Below are 18584 nucleotides of genomic sequence, written 5' to 3' on the forward strand. Positions count from 1 at the left end.
CGCGGCCGCGGCGGGCGGCGGCCGGACGGCGCACGGTGAGCGGGAGCGGCGGACGGCGGGGAGGGCGGATTCGGGGTCTACGGCCTCCCTGCGGGCCGACGCCCAGGGGCCGTACGGCCCGGCGAGCGGGAGGACCCGGGCAGGGCGTACGGCCGTGAGGCAGGGTCCCGCCTCGGGAACGTACGGCGCGTGGGGCGGAGAGGCGCCACCCGGGGCGTACGGGCCTGATGCCGGGCCCGGCGCCCCGGCCACGTACGGCGGGGCGCGCCTCGCCTCGTACCACCGCTCGGTGCCGGAGGGTGCCGCCGCATCGAGGGGCTGACGGGCCCTCGGTGGGCTGCGGGGGCGGCGCCGGGCGGGCCGACCCGGGGGTGAGCCGCGGACGTGCCGCAGGGCATGGTCCCGGGTGGGCCCGGGGCGGGTCAGTCGCGGCCGGAGGCCACTTCCGCGTGCTCGGCGTTCTCGGTGGGGAGGCCGTCGAGGGTGGAGACCAGGCCGGTGACCTGGCGGGCGATGTCCGGGGCGGTGAGCCCGATCTCGGCCATGACCTCGCCGCGCGAGGCGTGGTCGAGGAAGCGCTGCGGGATGCCGAAGTCCCGCAGCGGGAGGTCCACCCCGGCGTCCCGCAGGGACTGGGCGACGGTGGAGCCGACGCCGCCGACGCGGCCGTTGTCCTCGACGGTGACGACCACCCGGTGCTCGGCGGCGAGCGGGGCGAGGGCCGGGTCGACCGGGGTGACCCAGCGGGGGTCGACCACGGTGGTGGTGATGCCTTGGGCCTGGAGCAGCTCGGCGATCTCCAGGCACATGGGCGCCAGGGCCCCGACGGAGACCAGGAGGACATCGGGCTTGTCGGAGCCCGCCTCGCGCAGCACGTCCATGCCGCCGACGCGGCGGACCGCCTCCACGGCGGGGCCGACCGCGCCCTTGCTGTAGCGGACCACGGTGGGGGCGTCCTCGACGGCGACGGCCTCGCGCAGCTGGGCGCGGACCTGGTCGGCGTCGCGCGGGGCGGCGATCCGGATGCCGGGGACGACCTGGAGGATGGACAGGTCCCACATGCCGTTGTGGGAGGCGCCGTCGGTGCCGGTGACCCCGGCCCGGTCCAGCACGAAGGTGACGCCGCACTTGTGCAGGGCCACGTCCATCAGCACCTGGTCGAAGGCGCGGTTGAGGAAGGTGGCGTAGACGGCGAACACCGGGTGCAGCCCGGCCGTGGCGAGGCCGGCGGCGGAGACCGCGCCGTGCTGCTCGGCGATGCCGACGTCGAACACCCGCTCGGGGAAGTGCTTGGCGAACTTGTCCAGGCCGACCGGCTGGAGCATCGCCGCGGTGATGGCGACGATGTCCTCGCGCTCGCGGCCGAGTTCGACCATCTCGTCGGCGAAGACGCCGGTCCAGTCGGCGCCGGAGGAGGAGATCGGCAGCCCGGTGTCGGGGTGGATCTTGCCCACCGCGTGGAAGCGGTCGGCCTCGTCCTGGAGCGCGGGCTGGTAGCCGCGGCCCTTCTCGGTGAGGCAGTGCACGATGACCGGGCCGCCGAACCGCTTGGCGCGGACCAGGGCGGACTCCAGGGCCTCGATGTCGTGGCCGTCGATCGGGCCGACGTACTTCAGGCCCAGGTCCTCGAACATGCCCTGCGGGGCGATGAAGTCCTTCAGCCCCTTCTTGGCGCCGTGCAGCGTCTCGTACAGCGGGCGGCCGACGACGGGCGTGCGGTCCAGGATCTCCTTGGTGCGGGCCAGGAAGCGCTCGTAGCCGTCGGTGGTGCGCAGGGTCGCCAGGTGGTTGGCGAGGCCGCCGATGGTGGGCGCGTAGGAGCGCTCGTTGTCGTTGACCACGATGACCAGGGGCCGGTCCTTGGCCTCGGCGATGTTGTTGAGCGCCTCCCAGGCCATGCCGCCGGTGAGCGCCCCGTCACCGATGACGGCGACCACATGGTCGTCGCGGCGCAGGATCCCGTTGGCCTTGGCCAGGCCGTCCGCCCAGCCGAGCACCGTGGAGGCGTGGCTGTTCTCGATGACGTCGTGCTCGGACTCGGCGCGCGCGGGGTAGCCGGAGAGGCCGCCCTTCATCTTCAGCTTGGAGAAGTCCTGGCGTCCGGTGAGCAGCTTGTGGACGTAGGACTGGTGGCCGGTGTCCCAGAGGATCCTGTCCTTGGGCGACTCGAAGACCCGGTGCAGGGCGATGGTCAGCTCGACCACTCCCAGGTTGGGACCGAGATGGCCGCCGGTCTTGGAGACGGCGTCCACCAGGAAGGTCCGGATCTCCGCGGCCAACTGGTCCAGCTGCTCCGGGGAGAGCCGGTCGAGATCGCGCGGGCCCGTGATACGGGTCAGCAGAGCCACCCGTGCCTCCTTGCGTGTTGAGCTGGTCGAGCTGCCGATTTTGTCGAGTCTAATGTTCCGCTCCCGGGACCGGTCATGGGGCGGCGGGGTGTGCGTCACACCAATGGCCTAGACGCGAAGATGCCCGGCACCGGTTCACCGGTGCCGGGCACAAAGCGGGCGTACTACCGGGCGTACTACCGGTAGTACTACGCGCGACCTGCGGTTTTCTGGGTGCGGCGGGAGACCGAGTCGATCACCACGGCGGCCAGCAGGACCGCGCCGGTGATCATGTACTGAATCTCACTCGCCATGCCGAGCAGGTTGAGCCCCTGCTGGATCGACTGGATGACGATCATACCGAGCAGGGCCGACCAGACCTTGCCGCGGCCGCCGAAGAGGCTGGTGCCGCCGATCACCGCGGCGGCGATGACCAGCATCAGCGTGTTGCCGGAGCCGAGGTTCTTGGTGGCGCCGCCGGAGAGGCTGGCCACGAAGAGGCCGCCGAAGGCGGCGAGCATGCCGGACAGGCCGAAGACAATGATCCGGACCCGGTCGACGTTGATACCGGCGCGGCGGGCGGCCTCGGCGCTGCCGCCGACCGCGAACACCTGGCGGCCGAAGGTGGTGCGGCGGGCGACGAAGTCGGCGACCACCAGGACGGCGAGGAAGAGCACCAGGGCGAGCGGCAGGCCGCGGGCGCCCTCGGGCTCGTTGAGCACATAGGCGACGACGAAGCAGAAGACGGCGACCACGGCGGTGCGCAGCACGATCTCGCTGGTCGGGCGGGACGGCAGGCTCGCGGCCTTGCGGCGCTTGGCGTCCAGCAGCAGCGAGGCGGCGTAGCCGAGGACGGCGACCAGGGCGAGCCCGTACGCGGCGGCCTTGTCCTCGAAGTAGTAGCCGGTCAGGTTCTCGACGATGCCGCCGCTGGGGGTGTTGATGGAGCCCTCGGAGCCGAGCATCCAGATCTGCAGACCGCTCCAGCCGAGGAAGCCGGCCAGGGTGACCACGAAGGCGGGGACGCCGATCTTGGCGAAGAACACGCCGTGCAGCAGACCGAGCGCCAGACCGGAGAGCAGGGCGATGGCGACGGCGAGCCAGTCGTTCATGCCGTTGCTCACATTGAGCACGGCCCAGACGGCCGCGCCGACACCGGCGACCGAGCCGACCGAGAGGTCGATCTCGCCGAGGATCAGCACGAAGACGATGCCGACGGCCATGATGCCGAGGCCGGCGCTGTAGACGGCGATGTTGGCGACCGAGCTGGCGGAGAGGAACTTGTCGTTCTGCAGCTGGAAGACGATCGCGATGACGATCAGGCCGATGAAGACGGGCAGCGAGCCGAGCTCACCGCCGCGGACCTTGCGGGTGAACTCGGTCCAGTAGCCCTTGAGCCCCTCCTCGCGGACGAGGAGGCGGGGGTCGACGGCCGGGATGGGCGCGGCGGTGGGGTCGGCGGGGGCCTTGGGGTCGGCGGCGGGGACGGTGCCGGTGCCGGCTGCGGGCTTGGCGTCCTCCGGGGTGCCGGGGGTGCCGGGGTCGGGGGTCTTGGTGAGGTCGCTCACTTCGCGTCCTCCTTCGTGACGGTCGCGGTCGCGCCGGCCGGGGTGGCGGTGCGGGCCTGGCGGCGGGTCACGGCGTTGTCCGTGGCGCCGGTGATGGCGGCGATGATCTCTTCGTGGGAGGTGTCCTTCACCGGGAAGACACCGTTGTTGCGGCCGAGCCGGAGGACCGCGACCTTGTCGGCGACGGCGCGGACGTCGGCCATGTTGTGGCTGATCAGGATGACGCCGTGGCCGCGCTCGCGCAGCCGCTCCACCAGGTCGAGGACCTGGGCGGTCTGCTCGACGCCGAGGGCGGCGGTCGGCTCGTCCAGGATGACGATCTTGGGGTCGCCGATCAGCGCGCGGGCGATGGCGACGACCTGGCGCTGGCCGCCGGAGAGCGAGGCGACCGGGATGCGGACGCTGGGGATGCGGATGGACAGGGTGTCCAGCAGCTCCTTGGCGCGCTTCTCCATGGCGATCTCGTTCAGCACCGAGCCGGAGGTGATCTCGCTGCCGAGGAAGAGGTTGGCGACCACGTCGAGGTTGTCGCACAGGGCGAGGTCCTGGTAGACGGTCGCGATGCCGAGGGCCTGGGCGTCGTTGGGGCGGTTGATACGGACCGCCCGGCCCTCCCACTCGATGGCGCCGTCGTCGATGGGGTGGACCCCGGCGATGGTCTTGACGAGCGTCGACTTGCCGGCGCCGTTGTCGCCGACGAGGGCGACCACCTCGCCGGCGTGGATCTCCAGGTCTACGTCGGTGAGCGCCTGGACGGCGCCGAACCGCTTGGAGACCCCGCGCAACGCCAGCACGGGCGTAGCGGACACGTGAATCATCTCCTTCGCCGCCTGACCGGCGGGGATGGTGGTGCGTCGAGCATGAGGGGCCGCGGGCCGCTCGCCGCGGGGGCGATGCGGGGTGCGGCGGGACTGGTACGGGGGCGGTGCGGGTGGCCCGTGCCGGGCCGGTGGGTCGGTGGGTCCCGGTCGGGCCCGGTGCGGGTCGGCCCCGGGGGCCGGGACGAGAGTGGTCGGTGGCGGTCGGTCCCGGTGGTCCCGGTGCCGATCGGTCCCGGTCGGGCCCGGGGGGCCTGGTCGGGCCGGGTGGCTCCCGGGTCGCTCGGCTGGGGCCCGGCGTGGGCCGGGGTGCGGGGCCGATCCCGTACGAGGTCGAAGCGGTACGGGGTCGATCCGGTATACGGGACGGATCCGGTACGGGACGGATCCGGTACGGGACGGGGCCTCGGGCCGTGGGGGCCGGTGGCCGCCGCCGGGGCGACGGGTGGTCCCGCGTGGCCCGGCCCCGCGGGCCGCGCGGGGCGGTGCGGGGCGGTCCGGTGCCGCGTACCGCCGAAGGCTTGGGGGCGTGCGGCGGTGTGCGGCTCGGGGCCCGGGCGGACCGGGTGGTCCGGTCCGGGTCCGGTCGGTCCGGTGGCGCTTCGTGAGCCCGGCGCCCGCCCGCGCTGCGGGGCGTGTGAGGGGCGGGCGCCGGACCGGTACGGGAGGGGCGGTGCTACTTGATGCCGGCGGCGTCGCAGGCCGCCTTGTACTCGGCGGTGCAGACGTCGGCCGCCTGGTAGACCTTGTCGGCGATGATCGTGGAGGCGATGTTCTCCTTGGTCACGACCTGCGCGTCGTAGAGCTTGGCCGGGATGTCCTTGAACTCACCGGTCAGGCTGGTGACCTTGGTCGGGACCAGATCGTCGATCTTCTCGCCCTTGAGCAGCTTGACCGCGATCTCGGCGGTGGTCTCGGCCTCCGGCTTGATCTGCTTGTAGATCGTGAAGGCCTGCTCGCCCGTCAGGATCCGCTGCAGGCCCGCCAGCTCGGCGTCCTGGCCGCCGACCGGGACCTTGACGCCCTGCTTCTTCAGGGCGGTGATGATGCCGCCGGCCATGCCGTCGTTGGCGGAGTAGACGCCCTGGAAGCCGCTCTTGCCGAGCGAGTCGAGGGCGGCGCCCATCTTCTTGTTGGCCTCGTCCGGCGACCAGTCCGGGATGTCCTGCTCGTAGACGACCTTCTTGACCTGCTTGTCCAGGACGCTGTGCGCGCCGGCCTTGAACAGCGGGGCGTTGGGGTCGGTCGGCGAGCCGTTGATCATGACGACATTGGCGTCCTTGGCCTTGGCGCCCAGAGCCTTGACCAGGCCCTCGCCCTGCAGGCGGCCGATCTTCTCGTTGTCGTAGGAGACGTAGGCGGAGATCGGGCCCTCGGCCAGGCGGTCGTAGGCGACGACCTTCACGCCCTGCTTCTCGGCCTGCGTCACCCAGGACTTGGTGGCCTTGTAGTCGACCGAGTCCAGGATGATCACCTTGACGCCCTGGGTGACCAGCGAGTCGAACTGCTTCTTCTGGGTCTCGGTGTCCTGCGCGGCGTTGTTGTACTTGACGTCGCAGTCCCCGCACAGCGCCTTGATCTTCGCCTCGATGATCGGGCGGTCGAAGGTCTCGTAGCGGGTGGTCTTGTTCTCGGGCAGCAGCAGGCCGATGGTCTTGCCGTCGCCGCCGCCGTCACCGCTGCCGCCGTCACCGTCACCGGCCTTGCCGCAGGCGGCCAGGGACACGGCCATGGAGACCGCGGCCGTGCCTATGACGACGCGTCGCGTCAATGCGTTCATTGGGGTTGCCTCCCTGACGAGGCCGCGACGTTGCGGCCGAGGTGGCTGGAAGTCAACTCGGCCGTCAGCACGACGTCAAGGAGTAAATTGACAACGAGATGACAACGGTGCCATCCGTTATCTAAGTGAACGCGGGGGCCTTGGCGGGCGGAGTGGCACCCAGAAGGGTCGAATCGCCCATCTCGCTCAGTACGAGGGCCAGTGCGCCCAGCACCTCGGCGCGGCCGCCGAGCGCCCCGGGGGCGAGCGAGAGCTGCCGGGCGGCGCTGGGGATGGCGTACCGCGAGACGGACTCCCGGATGGGCCCCAGGACCAGTTCACCGGCCTCGGCGAGGTCCCCGCCGAGCACCACCCGGCTGGGGTTGAGCAGGTTGCAGAGGTTGGCCACGCCGGAGCCGATGTGCCGCCCCACGTCGCCGATGACCCGCCGGCAGCCGGGGTCGCCCTCCCGGGCCAGCTGCACCACCCGTTCCATGGTCAGGTCGGTGCCGTGGCTGGAATGGAGCAGCGGCAGCACGTACCGGGCGGCGGTGAAGGTCTCCAGGCAGCCCCGGTTGCCGCAGCGGCAGACCGGCCCGGACTCGTCCAGGGTGATGTGCCCGATCTCGCCGGCGGTGCCGCCCGGGCCCCGGTAGATCTGGCCGTCGATGACCAGTCCGGCGCCGACGCCGCTGGCGACCTTGATGTACGCGAGGTCCCGCACCCCGCGCCCGCCGCCCCAGACCAGCTCGCCGAGGGCGCCGAGGTTGGCGTCGTTGTCCACGTACACCGGGACCCCGAGCCGGCGGCCGAGCTCCTGGCTGGGGTTGATCCCGGTCCAGCCCGGCAGGATGGAGGTGGAGCCCAGCGTCCCGGAGGAGACGTCGATCGGGCCGGGCACCCCGAGGCCCACCCCGACGACCTTGCCCGGGCTGATGCCGGTGGTCTCGATCAGCCGTTTGACCAGGACTTCCGCCCGGTCGAACCCCTCCTCGGACGAGGCGTCCACATCCAGTGGCTCGGCCTCCTCGGCGAGCACCTGGTGGGCGAGGTTGCCCACGGCGACCCGCAGATGGGTGTGGCCGAAGTCGACGCCAATGACCACCCCGGCGTCCCCGCTGAGGGAGACGCTGCGGGCCCGGCGGCCGCCCGCCGAGGTGGGGGTGACCTCGACGGTCCCCCCGTCCTTCAGCTCCCGGACGATGTTGGATACCGTGGCCGCCGACAGGCCGGTGGTCCGGGCGATCTCCGCCTGGGTGAGGGAACCGGCCATGCGCACGGCGCGCACGACCCGCTCCAGATTGGCCCGATGCAGAGACGTCTGCGACCCCGGAGTCTCCATCGACTCGCTCACTCCTGCCGTTCTCTCCAACATGTGAACTCTAAGCTCACCGTTTTGCGTTGGCCCCCGTCAAGCCCTTGAAGGTCACGAAGCGCCGATGAGCCCCGGGAGGGGAGAAAGGGGAAGGAGAGGGGCGTACGGGGTGAGTCAGGCGCGTCCGTCGGCCGATCCGGTGGGTCTGGCGGCCGGTCCGGTGGGTCTGGCGGCCGGTCCGGTGGGTTCGACGGCCGGTCCCGGCGGGTCAGACGCCCGGTCCCGGCGGGTCAGGAGGTTCCGCCGGCCGTCTGGGGCGGTTCCTCCACCAGCCGGGCCAGGGCGTCCAGCGCCATCCGGGTCCCGGTCTCGTTGTCCTCGGGCCGCACCTCGTCGGGCACCCCCTCGTGGACCATCGCGATCTCGGTGGAGCCGTCGCCGGTCTCGGTGAGCGTGGTGGTCAGCCGCATGGTGCCGGCCAGGGCGGGGTCGGCGGTCTCGAACGCCAGCTCCTCGACCACCCGCTCGTCGGGCACCAGCTCGGTGAAGACGCCGCTGTACGTGTCGGTGTGCTCGGCGGACTTGCCGGTGGCGGCGGGATCGCCGTACCGCAGCGAGACCCGGAACCGCCCACCCGCCCGCGCGTCGAAGAGGTGAACCTCGCAGGTCATGCCGTCCGGCACCCGCCAGCGGGCCACCGCGCCGGGGTCCAGCAGCGCCCGGTAGACCGCCCGGCGCGGGGCGCGCACCCGCCGGGAGACGCGCGTGGTGTACATACCGCCACGGTAAGCCCGGGAGCGGTGGGAGGGATACGCGGTGACGCCCCGCACCCGGCGAGGACGGGGCCCGGTACGCGGCGAGGACGTGGTCCGGTACGCGGCGACAGGGGCCGGGCGGCCGCGGGGCCGCGCCCGCGGGAGGCCCGGCCCCGTCCCCGTACCCGTACCGCCCCAGCACTCCCCTACTTCAGCGCGCCCGCCGTCAGGCCGGAGACCACCTGGCGCTGGAAGACGATGTACGCGCCGAGCACCGGCAGCATCGCCATCACCAGGCCGGCGAAGAGGCCGGACCAGTCGCCCTTGTAGCCCTGGCTGGTGGCCAGCTCCACCAGGCCCTGGGAGAGCACCTTCACGTCCTGCTCGGTGTTGAGCACCGTGGGCAGCATGTACTGGTTCCACTGGCCGAGGAAGTTGAAGATGCCGACGCTGATCAGTCCGGGGCGGGCCATCGGCAGCATGACCTGGAAGAAGGTCCGGGCGTGCGAGGCGCCGTCGATCAGCGCGGCCTCCGCCACCGAGCTGGGCAGGGTGCGGAAGAAGGCGGTGAGGAAGAAGACGGTGAAGGGGAGGGAGTACGCGATGTAGACCAGGATCAGCCCGTGCAGGGTGTTGAGCAGGGCCAGGTTGTTCATCACATAGAACAGCGGGACCAGCGCCAGCATGATCGGGAAGCTGTTGCCGCCGAGGAACAGGTAGTAGATGAAGCGGTTGCCCGGGAACTCGAACCGGGCCAGTACGTACGCCGCCATCGAGCCGAGCACCAGGGTGCCGATCAGCGAGCCGCCCACCACGATGATGGTGTTCAGGAAGTACTCGCTCATATGGGCCTGGCTCCAGGCCCGGCCCCAGGCCTCGAAGTTCAGCGAGTCCGGGAGCGACCAGGGCGAGGAGAGGATGGCGTCGTCGGTCTTGAACGAGGTCATCACCGCCCAGAGCAGCGGCAGCACGACCATGATCGCCCAGATGACCAGGACGCCGTGCGAGAAGACGTTGAGGACGGTGCCCTCGCCGCCGCCCTTGTCTCCCTCCCGGCCGCGTCCTGCGGGGCGGCCGGGGGCGCCGGAGTCGATCTTGGCCAGGCCCCGGGCGCCGTCGAGCGGGGCGGGAGGAGGGGTCTCGGTGGTCTTCATCAGAACTCCAGCCGCTCGCGCCGGCCCAGCCGCATCACGATGGCGGCGAACGCCAGGGTGACCACGAGGAGGGCGACGCCGATGGTCGTCGCGTACGCCGCCTGCCCGTCCCGGAAGGCCGCCTGGTAGACGTACAGCGGGAGGACGGTGGTCGAGTAGTCGGGCCCGCCGGGGCCCACGGTCATGATCTGCACGACGGCGAAGGACTCGGCCCCCAGCGCCAGGATGCCCATGTAGACCCAGCCGGACTGCACGGTGTCCCACAGCAGCGGCAGGGTCACCCGGAAGAAGGTGGTGGCGCGCCCGGCGCCGTCCAGCAGCGCGGCCTCGTAGATCTCCTTGGGGATGGAGGCCATCCCGGCGGAGAACAGCACCACGAAGAAGCCGACCGTGGACCAGATCAGCACCATCATGACCACGGGCAGCGCGAGCCCGGGGTCGCCCAGCCAGTCCGGCTGGACCGAGTCCAGGCCGACCGCCTCCAGGGTCGCGTTGATCAACCCGTCGTCCGGGTTGAAGGCGAACTGGAAGAGCAGGGCGACGATCGCGATGGAGAGCACCTGCGGGAAGAAGTAGGCGATCTTGTAGAAGGCCGAGCCCCGGACGCCGGCGACCACCGCGTTCCGCCGCCGGCCGCCGACGTTGATCATGAAGGCGAAGAAGAGCGCCAGGCCGAGGGTCACCAGCGGCAGCACCAGGACCAGCAGCAGACTGTGCTGGAGCGACTTCCAGAACACCGGATCGTCCAGCATCCGGGTGTAGTTGTCCACTCCGATCATCCGGAAGTCCGGACTGAGCCCGGTCCAGTCGGTGAACGAGTAGTAGATCGACTGGATGAACGGCCAGACGACGAAGAGGACGTACAACCCGAGGGGGAGTGCCAGGAAACCGGCGATGAACCGGTACTTGCCGTGCTGCATGGTCTGCCGACCCCGTTCTGTGAGCGGGCTGGAACCGCTGGTCGTGCCGGTGGCGGGAGCCGCCGGTGACGACCCGTCACCGGCGGCTCCCGGAGACTACTGGTGCTTGTAGTGCTTGATGTTGGGGTCCTTGGCGGCGGCGTCCGCGTAGCCCTGGATCTTCTTGATGGTCTCCGCCGGGGTGGCGCGGCCGGCCATCATCTCGCCGAGGCCGGCGACGCCGATCTGCTCCTTCTGGAGTTTGACGTACCAGTCCTGGAGCCGCGGGTTGACCACGTTGTCGCCGGCCTTCTCCAGCGCGTCCACCCCGGCCTGGAGGGCGGAGGAGAGGCTGAGCCCGTCGGTGCCGCCGTTGAACGCGGTGAGCGACTTGACCTGCTGGGTGAAGTTCTTGGAGGAGGCCTCGCTGAGCATGATGCGCAGCTGCTCCATGCCGCCCTCGGGGTTCTTCGCCTTGGCCGGGACGATGAACGGCTCGCCGCCGGAGGCCCAGATGGTGCCGAACGGCAGCTTGTCGGAGGAGTCCAGACCGGTCGGCGCGGCGACCGCCATCTCGAAGTCCTTGGGCGTGGTGGCCGCGGCCTCGTTCTCCACCCAGGAGCCGTTGGGGATGAACAGCGCCTTGCCCTTGGTCCAGGCGGTCTGCGACTGGATGTGGGTCATGCCCGGGGTGCCCTTGAGGACGTACCCCTTCTGCTGGAGCTCGTAGTACGCCTCGAAGGCGGCCTTGACGGCCGGGTGCTTCCAGGCGTTGGGCTCCAGGTTGTCGATGGCGTCCAGGACCTCGCGGCCGCCGATCTTGGCGATGAACGGGTAGAGCGAGAACGGCAGGTAGTACGGGAACTTGCCGGGGTACGTCCAGCCGGCGATGCCCTGCTTCTTCGCCTTCTCGCAGAGCGCGAGCATCTGGTCCCAGGTCTCGGGGTACTCCGCGTCCAGCTTCTCCAGCGCGGTCTTGGAGTACCAGACCCCGTAGACCGTGTACGCGTAGTACATGATCCACACCGGCTCGCCGTCGAACTGGCCCATCTCCAGAACCCCGGGGCGCAGGGTGTCGCGCACCTTCTTGTCGGGGTCGTCGACGGAGGGGGCGTCCATCAGCGGGGTGAGGTCGAGCAGCTGCTTCTTGCCGACCAGGACGCCCATGTCCATCTGCTCGGCGCCGGAGTTGTCGATGAGGTCCGGCGGGGTGCCGCCGTTGAACTTCGGCTGGAGCGTGGACTGGATCTTCTGGGTGGCCGAATGCTTGACCTTGGGGGCCTTCGGGAACTTCTCGTTGTACTTCTTCTCGGCGTCGATGGCGTACTGCTGGCCGAAGCCGCCGTCGAAGATGACGACCTCCAGCTGGGCGCTCTCGTTGACGCCGAGCGGGTTGTCCTTGCTGACCTTGCCCTTCTCGACCTTCTCGGTGCCGCCGCCGGAGCCGCTGGCACAGGAGGTCAGCAGGCCCATCGCGGGGACGCTGATCAGGCCGATCGCGGCGGACCGCTTGATGAGGTCGCGGCGGCCGAGACCGCCGTCGGGGCCGGGTCGTGCGGAGGTGGTTCCCATGCTCAAGTCCTCGCCTTCTCCAGGGACTGAAGGCGGTGGACCGGTCGCCCGTACTGTTTCACCCCATGGGCGAAGGGCCCCGCCACCGCGGTCGTTTGCTGGGTCGTGCAGGTGCGTTGGTGCTGGGTGGTGCGCGTGCTGAGTCGTGCGCTGGTGCCGGGTGGTGCGTTGGTGCTGTTTCGTGCGCGTGCTCTGTCGTGCCGACCGGTGCCGAATGCCGCGGAGGCACCGGATATACGTGGTACGCGGCCGGGCGCGGGCGCGGTGGTCTTGCCGCGACGGCGTCGCGACCTCCCCGGACGCCGACAGGTATAGTCCACTTCTCGCCGCCGGAGCAAGATCGAAAGCAGCCGGATACGGCAACCTTTCCCGAGTTGAGACCTGAGCCGGGATTCGCCGGAAACAGTGCCGTACGCAACGGTCGGCGCGCGCCGGAGACAATTCCACCGCGAAATGGCGTGCGGGACGCCAAAAATCGGCCGCACCGCGCCGACCCGCGCCGTCAACACCCTTGACACCGCCCTTCACTTGGCCCCTACTGGTGTCCGCGCTCTTTCCTGACAACGTTGTCCATGCGCCCCCCGGCAGGAGGCCCCCACGGATGCGGACACGCCCCGGACCCCCGAAGCGCGGCAGACGCCGCCCCCTCGCCCGTGCGGCCGCCCTGGTGGCGGCCGCTTCGCTGCTCGCCGGTGTCGCCCCCTCGGCGGCGCTGGCCCTGCCCGCCCGGCCCGAGCGGCCGGCCACCGAGTTCCGTACCTCCTTCGAGGCCGACGAGCGCCAGCCGGACTGGCGGGACACCGTGGAGACGGACGCCGCCGGCCGCCGGCTCGCGGCGAACGTGGACGGCGGCTTCTCCACCGGGATACCGGGCAATGTCACCGACAAGGTGACCGCCCTGCGGGCCAGCGGTGAGAACGCCGGCGCCGGGGAGACCAAGGAGAACCTGGTCGACCTCCAGCCCGGCAGCAAGTGGCTCACCTTCGCCTCCACCGCCTGGGTGGAGTTCGACCTGGACGAGCCGGTGCGGGTCGCCACCTACGCGCTGACCTCGGCCAACGACCACGCCGAGCGCGACCCTGGAACCTGGACGCTCAAGGGCTCGGCGGACGGCAGCAGTTGGACCGTGCTGGACACCCGCGAGAAGCAGGTGTTCGCCAAGCGCTTCGAGACCAAGCCGTACGAGATCGCCTCCCCGGCCGCGTACCGGCACTACCGGCTGGAGATCACCGCCACCGCCGGGACCTCCTCGATCGTCCAGCTCGCCGATGTGCAGTTCTCCGACGGAGACACCGACGCCCCGGTGCCGCCGGAGATGCGCAGCCGGGTGGACCGCGGCCCGGCCGGCTCCCCCACCGCCAAGTCGAACGCCGGCTACACCGGGCTGCGCGCCCTGCGGTACGCCGGTTCGCACCAGGGCGAGGGCCGCGGCTACTCGTACAACAAGGTCTTCGACGTGGACCTCGCGGTGCGGCGGGACACCGAGCTGTCGTACCGGATCTTCCCGGCGATGGCGGAGACGGACCTGAAGTACCCGGCCACGCAGGTGTCGGTGGACCTGGCCTTCACCGACGGGACCTACCTCAGCCGACTGCGGGCGGTGGACAGCCACGGCGGCGGGCTCTCCCCGCAGGGGCAGGGGGCGGCCAAGCGGCTGTACGTCAACCAGTGGAACCAGGTGACCTCGGCGATCGGCTCGGTGGCGGCCGGCAAGCGGGTGGACCGGATCCTGGTGGCGTACGACGCGCCGAAGGGCCCCGCGACGTTCCAGGGCTGGATCGACGATCTGGCGCTGCGGCCCGCGCCGCGGGTGGACCGGCCGGGGCGGCCCTCGGACTGGGCGTCCACCGTGCGCGGCACCCACTCCAGCGGCTCGTTCTCGCGGGGCAACACCTTCCCGGCCACGGCGGTACCGCACGGCTTCAACTTCTGGACGCCGGTGACCAACGCGGCCTCCACCAGCTGGCTGTACGAGTACGCGCGCGGCAACAACGCCGACAACCTGCCGACCGTCCAGGCGCTCGCCGCCAGCCATGAGCCGAGCCCGTGGATGGGCGACCGGCAGACCTTCCAGCTGCTGCCCTCGGCGCAGTCGGGGACGCCGGAGACGGACCGGGTGAAGCGGGCGCTGCCGTTCCGGCACGAGAACGAGACGGCGAAGCCGCACTACTACGGGGTGCGGTTCGAGAACGGGCTGCGGGCGGAGGTCACCCCCACCGACCATGCCGCGATGATGCGCTTCCGCTACCCCGGCGCGGACGCCTCGGTCGTCTTCGACAACGTCACCACCCAAGGGGGGCTGACGCTGGACCCGGCCACCTCCTCCTTCACCGGCTACTCGGATGTGAAGAGCGGCCTGTCCACCGGCGCGAGCCGGATGTTCGTGTACGGGGTCTTCGACGCGCCGGTCACCGACTCGGCGGCCGAGGGGGTGAAGGGCCACTTCCGGTTCGACGCGGGCGCGGATCGCACGGTCACCCTGCGGATGGCGACCTCGCTGATCGGTGTGGAGCAGGCGAAGGCCAATCTCGCCGCCGAGCTGCCGGAGGGCTCCCGCTTCGAACGGGTCCGCGAGCGGGCGCAGTCGGCCTGGGACCGGATCCTGGGCAGGGTCACCGTGGAGGGCGCCACCCGCGACCAGCTGACCACCCTCTACTCCAACCTCTACCGGCTCTACCTCTACCCGAACTCGGGCTTCGAGAAGGTGGCCGGAAAGGACCGGTACGCCTCCCCGTTCTCGGCACCCACCGGCCAGAACACCCCGACCGAGACCGGCGCGAAGATCGTCGACGGGAAGGTGTACGTTAACAACGGCTTCTGGGACACCTACCGCACCACCTGGCCGGCGTACTCCTTCCTCACCCCGCGCGGAGCGGGCGAGCTGGTGGACGGCTTCGTCCAGCAGTACAAGGACGGCGGCTGGATCTCCCGCTGGTCCTCGCCCGGTTACGCGGACCTGATGACCGGCACCTCCTCCGACGTGGCCTTCGCCGACGCCTACGTCAAGGGCGTGGACTTCGACGCGGAGGCGGCGTACGAGGCGGCGCTGAAGAACGCGACCGTGGTGCCGCCGTCCTCGGGGGTGGGCCGCAAGGGCATGGCGACCTCGCCGTTCCAGGGCTACGCCTCCACCGCCACCCATGAGGGGCTGTCCTGGTCGCTGGAGGGCTATCTCAACGACTTCGGCCTGGCGAAGATGGCCGAGGCCCTGCACAAGAAGACCAGGAAGCCCCGCTACAAGGACGAGGCGGCCTACTTCCTCAACCGCGCCCAGGGCTACGTCAACCTCTTCGACTCCGAGGCCGGCTTCTTCCAGGGCAAGGACCTCACGGGGAAGTGGCGGGTGCCCAGCGGTTCGTACGACCCGCGGATCTGGGGCTACGACTACACCGAGACCAACGGCTGGGGCTACGCCTTCACCGCCCCGCAGGACAGCCGGGGCCTGGCCAACCTCTACGGCGGGCGCCCGGGTCTGGCGAAGAAGCTGGACACCTACTTCGCCACCCCGGAGACGGCCTCGCCGGAGTTCACCGGCTCCTACGGCAGCGTCATCCATGAGATGACCGAGGCCCGGGATGTGCGGATGGGCCAGTACGGGCACTCCAACCAGGTCGCCCACCACGCCACGTATATGTACAACGCGGCCTCGCAGCCCTGGAAGACCCAGGAGAAGGTGCGCGAGGTGCTGTCCCGCCTCTACACCGGCAGCGAGATCGGCCAGGGCTACCACGGTGACGAGGACAACGGCGAGCAGTCGGCCTGGTGGCTCTTCTCCGCGCTGGGCTTCTATCCGCTGGTGATGGGCAGCGGGGAGTACGCGGTGGGGTCGCCGCTGTTCACCAAGGCGACCGTGCGGATGGACAACGGCCGCACCCTGGTGGTCCGCGCGCCCAAGAACAGCGAGCGGAACATCTACGTCCAGGGGCTGAGGGTCAACGGCAAGCGCTGGAACTCCACCGCGCTCCCCCACGACCTGCTGGCCCGGGGCGGCACCCTGGACTTCGCGATGGGCCCGCGCCCCTCCGGCTGGGGCACGGGCGCCCAGGCGGCGCCGGTGTCGATCACCCAGGACGACCGGGTGCCGGAGCCCCGGCGGGATGTGCTGGCGGGTGCGGGTGAGCTGTTCGACGACACCTCGGCGACCTCGGCCTCGGTGGAGTCGGTGGAGCTGCCGGCACCGGCGGCCGGGACGCGGGCGGTGCAGTACACCCTGACCTCGGCGGACCGGACGAAGGCCCCGGCCGGCTGGCGGCTCCAGGGCTCCCGGGACGGGACGACATGGCGCGATCTGGACGTCCGGACCGGCCAGTCCTTCGCCTGGGACCGGCAGACCCGGGTGTTCACGGTGGACCGTCCGGGGAGCTACCCGCGCTACCGGCTGGTGCCGGACGGGCCCGCGGTGCTCGCGGAGGTCGAACTGCTCGGCCCGGCGGGGAGGGAGTCCCCGAGGCCCTAGCCACTCGCCGGAGAGCCGCAGTTGTAGCGATTCCAGGCCTCAAATATTCGATCAGCCAGTGAAGATCCCAGGAAGGGATCGCCGCGGGAACAGCGGCCCGCCCCGCCCACGCGGGGTGGGCCTCCGCGAACGTTCCCCACCATGACTCGTTTCTGATCCCTGATGGAGAACAAGTAGCCCACCTCTCTGGCTCCGTGGCGCGGTCGGGCGCGTGTCCGCCTGGTCGCCGCGGCGACCGCCGCGGTCCTGCTCGCGACCGGTTTCGGCGCCGCCGCCGCGGTGGCCGCCGACCCGGCTTCGGGCCACCGCACCGCCACCGGGGCATTGTGCAGGAGAAGGAGCCGCGTCCAGGCGTCCAGGTCGGCGGCGAGGATTACGGTCAGCTTCCAGGCGGCGTTCAGCGGCCAGGAAGTGGAGGGCAGCAGGCCGAGGCCGACCCGCTTGATCGCTTTCACGCGGTCCTCGACCTCGACGTGATCGCGGTAGAGGGCGTCGACGAACCAGACCTATCTGTCTCGAGCCCGGCACGGCGGAAAGCCCTTGGCGGGCGGGGATGTCGGTGGCGACGATCTGGTAGCGCCATCGGTGTGCTTCTCGAAGTCGGTCAGCTTCTTTGCGTCCCGACGTGAGGGCTTGACCCGGCGCACAATCAGGCGCATCCCCTTGGGCCAGTCGGTCAGGTCGCGCACCCCCGTCAGTTCGGCGACCTGGTAGGAGATCCACTCACCGTCGGGGCCCTTGATCTCGTGGACCTCGCCGTCCTGGCGCGCTGCAGTCGTTCCCCTCGGTGCAGGCAGCGCCGCTCGCTCGTCTCGGCGCGGAACCGACCTGGCAGACCGACAGCGACTTCTGGGCGTCCTGAGCCTCAGGAGCGGGCGGGCCGGTCTCCGACTTCCCGGAGATCTTGCCGGTCAAGCGCGGCCACCACGCGACCCGTGTCGGAGATTAGGTGGAGCAGGGCGCTGGTCCGACGCGCCCACCGAGTTGGATCGTCGCCCTCGACGAACGCTGCGGTCGAGTCAAACGGATCCCGGAGGTTGACCGGCAGACGGCCAGCCAGCGCCGCCGCGAGCTCACGGCCCAGGACAGCTCGCGGCGAGGCCGGCCGCGTGAAGCGGGCCAGCTTTCCGGCCGCCGGGCCGGGGGCGTCGGAAGCGGTCTCGAGGGCCGCGACAGCCTCTCTCACCCAGTCGGCGTCACAGGCATCCTGGAGCGGAACTGGGACCTGCTGAACGCCAGCGATCGCTCCCCGTCCCAGCGCCAAGGAGAGCCCCCCGGGGTCCTCGTGGTAGTTGAGGTAGCGGGCGACGTCGACGCCTGGAGGGCAGACCTCGTCGAGGACGACGTCGCCAACGAAGTCGCTGGGATCGATGAGCCAGCCCTCGCGAACCACGACGGACGGGCTCAGATGGACTCGGTACAGGTAGAAGTGCTTGCCCCGGTCGGCCTGGTCACGGATCCGCCTGAACATGTTGTGGACCGCGGCCTCGTACGTGCCGATGTGGAGAGCCTTCGCCCGCTGCCGCGCGGCCCACTCGGCGACCCGCTCACTGCCGCCCATCATCATGCGGATCTCGGAAGTCAGGACGGCCGCCGGATCGAAGTTGCGCGTCGGCCAGTCCGGCTGCGTGCTCGTGTGGTACCAGAAGAAGCGCGCTACCCGGTCGTCGTCGAGCGCCGGGTCATCGGGGTCGACCGCCACCCGGGGCGCGTCCTCATGCTCGCTGGTCATGCCACAGCCAGGGCAAGTCTTTTCCCCTGCTCCCACCGTTCGGTCCAGTCCAGATCGACGCGCCACTGGTGGCCGCACGCCCCGCACAGCATGCGCCGGTCGCGCGAGAAGTCGATTTGCCGTTCCATGGAACCATTCTCCGCGTGAACTAAGTCCGAGACAGGAAAACACCACACGACGGCCGTTTGACAGCGGGTCAGCGACCAGGTCCTCCGACATCCGAGCCGAT

General features: G+C 70.7%; 12 protein-coding genes. 1 reads left to right on the forward strand and 11 read right to left on the reverse strand.

Translation table 11 applies throughout. The features are described from left to right. Positions 1-422: 422 nt before the first annotated feature. The 9 genes from dxs to ngcE all read right to left on the reverse strand — a co-directional run bounded on the left by dxs (position 423) and on the right by ngcE (position 12167). Entirely contained in the window at positions 423-2348 is a 1926-nt protein-coding gene (dxs, locus tag ABZ945_RS17580) for a 1-deoxy-D-xylulose-5-phosphate synthase (protein ID WP_361269911.1), read from the reverse strand. Positions 2349-2536: 188 nt separating this feature from the next. Then, positions 2537-3766, reverse strand: a complete 1230-nt coding sequence (locus ABZ945_RS17585) for a sugar ABC transporter permease (RefSeq protein WP_361270151.1) — start codon at positions 3764-3766, stop codon at positions 2537-2539. 125 nt (positions 3767-3891) lie between these two features. Beyond that, complete coding sequence (locus ABZ945_RS17590; protein WP_361269914.1) at positions 3892-4713, reverse strand: ATP-binding cassette domain-containing protein; 822 nt, start codon at positions 4711-4713, stop codon at positions 3892-3894. 676 nt (positions 4714-5389) lie between these two features. After that, positions 5390-6493, reverse strand: a complete 1104-nt coding sequence (locus ABZ945_RS17595) for a substrate-binding domain-containing protein (protein ID WP_361269916.1) — start codon at positions 6491-6493, stop codon at positions 5390-5392. A gap of 121 nt (positions 6494-6614) precedes the next feature. After that, positions 6615-7814: an ROK family transcriptional regulator gene (locus tag ABZ945_RS17600; protein ID WP_361269919.1), complete on the reverse strand. Its 1200-nt coding sequence runs from the start codon at positions 7812-7814 to the stop codon at positions 6615-6617. 263 nt (positions 7815-8077) lie between these two features. Further along, entirely contained in the window at positions 8078-8563 is a 486-nt protein-coding gene (locus ABZ945_RS17605; RefSeq protein WP_361269921.1) for an SRPBCC domain-containing protein, read from the reverse strand. A 185-nt stretch (positions 8564-8748) separates the two neighbouring features. Beyond that, entirely contained in the window at positions 8749-9696 is a 948-nt protein-coding gene (locus ABZ945_RS17610) for a carbohydrate ABC transporter permease (protein WP_361269924.1), read from the reverse strand. Continuing rightward, positions 9696-10616, reverse strand: coding sequence for a sugar ABC transporter permease (locus tag ABZ945_RS17615; protein ID WP_361269926.1), 921 nt, complete (start codon positions 10614-10616; stop codon positions 9696-9698). The genes ABZ945_RS17610 and ABZ945_RS17615 overlap by 1 nt, the downstream gene beginning before the upstream one ends. 96 nt (positions 10617-10712) lie before the next feature. Continuing rightward, positions 10713-12167: an N-acetylglucosamine/diacetylchitobiose ABC transporter substrate-binding protein gene (gene ngcE, locus ABZ945_RS17620; RefSeq protein WP_361269928.1), complete on the reverse strand. Its 1455-nt coding sequence runs from the start codon at positions 12165-12167 to the stop codon at positions 10713-10715. A 601-nt stretch (positions 12168-12768) separates the two neighbouring features. Between ngcE and ABZ945_RS17625 the strand changes: the two genes are divergently transcribed. Beyond that, positions 12769-16623 (forward strand): GH92 family glycosyl hydrolase, encoded by a 3855-nt coding sequence (locus tag ABZ945_RS17625; RefSeq protein ID WP_361269930.1) that lies wholly within the window; start codon positions 12769-12771, stop codon positions 16621-16623. A gap of 865 nt (positions 16624-17488) precedes the next feature. Here the strand turns inward: ABZ945_RS17625 and ABZ945_RS17630 are convergent. Continuing rightward, positions 17489-18355, reverse strand: coding sequence for a hypothetical protein (locus ABZ945_RS17630; protein WP_361269932.1), 867 nt, complete (start codon positions 18353-18355; stop codon positions 17489-17491). After that, positions 18352-18483, reverse strand: coding sequence for a hypothetical protein (locus tag ABZ945_RS17635; RefSeq protein ID WP_361269934.1), 132 nt, complete (start codon positions 18481-18483; stop codon positions 18352-18354). Before ABZ945_RS17635 ends, ABZ945_RS17630 begins: the two co-directional genes overlap by 4 nt. Positions 18484-18584: the final 101 nt, after the last annotated feature.

The sequence above is a fragment of the Streptomyces sp. NPDC046887 genome (assembly GCF_040644755.1).
In the GTDB taxonomy this organism is placed as follows: domain Bacteria; phylum Actinomycetota; class Actinomycetes; order Streptomycetales; family Streptomycetaceae; genus Streptomyces; species Streptomyces lichenis.